Origin of the sequence: Aliivibrio sifiae (assembly GCF_002954705.1) — a bacterium.
GTDB lineage: Bacteria > Pseudomonadota > Gammaproteobacteria > Enterobacterales > Vibrionaceae > Aliivibrio > Aliivibrio sifiae_A.
In genome coordinates this window covers 579,381-581,793 of sequence record NZ_MSCO01000002.1, presented here as the reverse complement: position 1 = coordinate 581,793, position 2,413 = coordinate 579,381, and the positions used below count along the sequence as shown (strand labels likewise).

Below are 2,413 nucleotides of genomic sequence, written 5' to 3'. Positions count from 1 at the left end.
CGAGAAGTGAATTTTGGATCGGTATTGAATTCACAAAATGCTCATAGCCTTCGCCACTACCAATTAAAAAAGGACTTTCGGGATCATGCTTTTTATAATTTTCAAGAGCACCATTTTTTTGATAGGTAGCATAACAATATATACAGCCATGTAGACAAGAATTATACATTCCGATATCTATACTTTTAACACAACCACATTCAGACCTTTGTCCCTGATCTTTTGAATTAGTAACTTTAATGTCAAATATTGATTCAATAAGCCTATCATCAATACATTTGCCATGTTCGATTCCAGTAGACTTCAAGTTTACTTCTTCCGCACATGTAGTTATGTCCATTTTATATTTCTCTGCAATTTCTTTTAATCCGGCACAAAGATTATTGAGTTCTTTCTCATTATGTAAAATATCACTATATTCAAGACCATCAACCTTATCTAGATTAGTTTCCGTTTTTTTATAGAGATCAGCAAAGCTGATCACTACTTGATTTGTATAACCAGATAAAAGACTAGCTATTTTCTCAAACAATCGTAAATGTTCAGGTATTGGAGTAACGTTGGATAAGATGATTGGATCATAACGCCATATAACTTTTTCTTTACCAATTTTTACTGATAGTTCTTTGAAAATATCAATTGCTTTCAATGGATGTAAAGTATTAGTTTCTAACGTCTTAGAATAACCAGTAATAGTATATTGAAAGTAATATCTAAGCCCTAATTGATCTAAATACTCTAAATGAGGTAAGAGCTTTTTAGGATTTCTTGTCCAAAATACAATTGCATCGACATCATCAGGTAATAATGATACTCGTTTAACTTGATTTGCATTAAATGGATTACGGGTTAATAAGAAACCAGATTTAATTCTATTTATAAACCATTCACTATAAAAAGCTGGGATATCTGTTCTTCTGCTAGCACTAATTATCATATTTCACCTAAATATCTTATAGAGCTTGTGTTAAATTTTGGCTGCGTTTTACTCGCGATTTCAGGATCAAACGAATAATCACAATGTAATTGTGAATAGTTAGAAATTGGTGTGCAATCAAGCAATTCAAATATTTTAGATATTTTTTCTCTTACTTCTGGTTGATTCCTATCGTTAATAACAATAACAGCTTTATCATTAATGATATTTTTTAAATTTTCAACAACCTTTGGTATATCAGAAAGCGCAATCTCTGAAACTAAATATGATGCTATAACTAAATCGATTTTTCCGCCAACATTTAAGTTATGCTTTGTTACATCATGATTTACTTTCAAATATTTCACTGTAATATCATCAGGAAAGGCATGACCTATTATATATGGAGATATGTTATTCCACTCTTCGCATCGATCAACTCTAACTATATTAACTTTAGTCACAGCTTTCTTTTCAAATAGTCGATTACTAACTAACCATTTATTAAATGCAGCATTATCTGTCCCAGGCCCACCGCCAAGACATATTACATTTAAAGTTTTTTTATTAAGTAACTCTTCTCTTTTAGAGATTGACATTAATTCTAAGCCACTTTTTACTTCTTTTATATGTACTGGGAGATACCGAACTACATAAAGCTTTCTCTTGTTCTCACAATCATAATCTATTTCTAACGCTTCAAAATAATTATCTCTCAAACAAACAACACAATCATTTTTTGTAGATGCACACCCAGAAGATAAATCAAAGTTAACTTCACTGTAGAACTTATTGATAATTTTATCCATTTTAATACTCTCTGTTTTTCTTATTATAAGTAATAGAAAAATAGATTTCTTTGATCAAAAACTAATTTAAACGTATAACGCCTGCATAACACGTTTGCTACGATACAGACTTAGCTGAATTTTACTACCTTAATCACTGAAATTAAAGACAAACTGACAACGCCGAGTGTAGCAAATCGTGTTGATGCAATTGTTATGTATACTGGTTATTGTTACATTGATTCTGACGATATTTAATGAACTCATCTCGCCAACTTTCTAATTTTGGAATAACTAGAGATAATGAAAGTTCGTTCTCAGCACATAAATGCGAAAGTATATTGGAAAGTGGATATTCAACAGACCCTGAAACATTCAAAACATCTTTAAACGTTTGTTGACCTATTTCACCTTCACCAAACCAATCCCATTCAGCTTCATGTTTCCACCAATTTGCAGCAAAATTGATTATCGCAATATAAGGAATACCTTTAGGTGATTTATTACCAAGGTTAAGAGCATTTTTTTTACTTACTTTAGAGTTAAACATCGTATCTGCTATATATTGCTGCATTGCAACGAAACCGATGCCAATAAAGTATTCAGCTCTATCATACAAACCAAGTGCGTCTGGATCCTCTGATTTATTACTTTCCAAAATTAGTGAGCTTAACTTTTGATCTAGCATCTCAAGCAACTCAGTTAATTG

Annotated in this window: 3 protein-coding genes; all 3 read right to left on the bottom strand. The window is 31.2% G+C overall.

The genetic code is table 11. The features are described 5' to 3' along the window. On the bottom strand, nt 1–937 hold a 937-nt coding region (locus BTO22_RS13620), incomplete at its 3' end, for a DUF1848 domain-containing protein (RefSeq protein ID WP_105055967.1). After that, nucleotides 934–1,725, bottom strand: coding sequence for a hypothetical protein (locus BTO22_RS13615; RefSeq protein ID WP_105055966.1), 792 nt, complete (start codon nt 1,723–1,725; stop codon nt 934–936). The genes BTO22_RS13620 and BTO22_RS13615, both read right to left, overlap by 4 nt. Nucleotides 1,726–1,918: 193 nt before the next feature. Next, nucleotides 1,919–2,413: hypothetical protein (locus BTO22_RS13610; protein WP_105055965.1), on the bottom strand; the 495-nt coding region annotated here is incomplete at its 5' end.

What these genes read in the sequence shown, in the direction of transcription:
- BTO22_RS13615 (WP_105055966.1), bottom strand. Translation starts at nt 1,725, where the DNA reads ATGGATAAAATTATCAATAAGTTCTACAGTGAAGTTAACTTTGATTTA.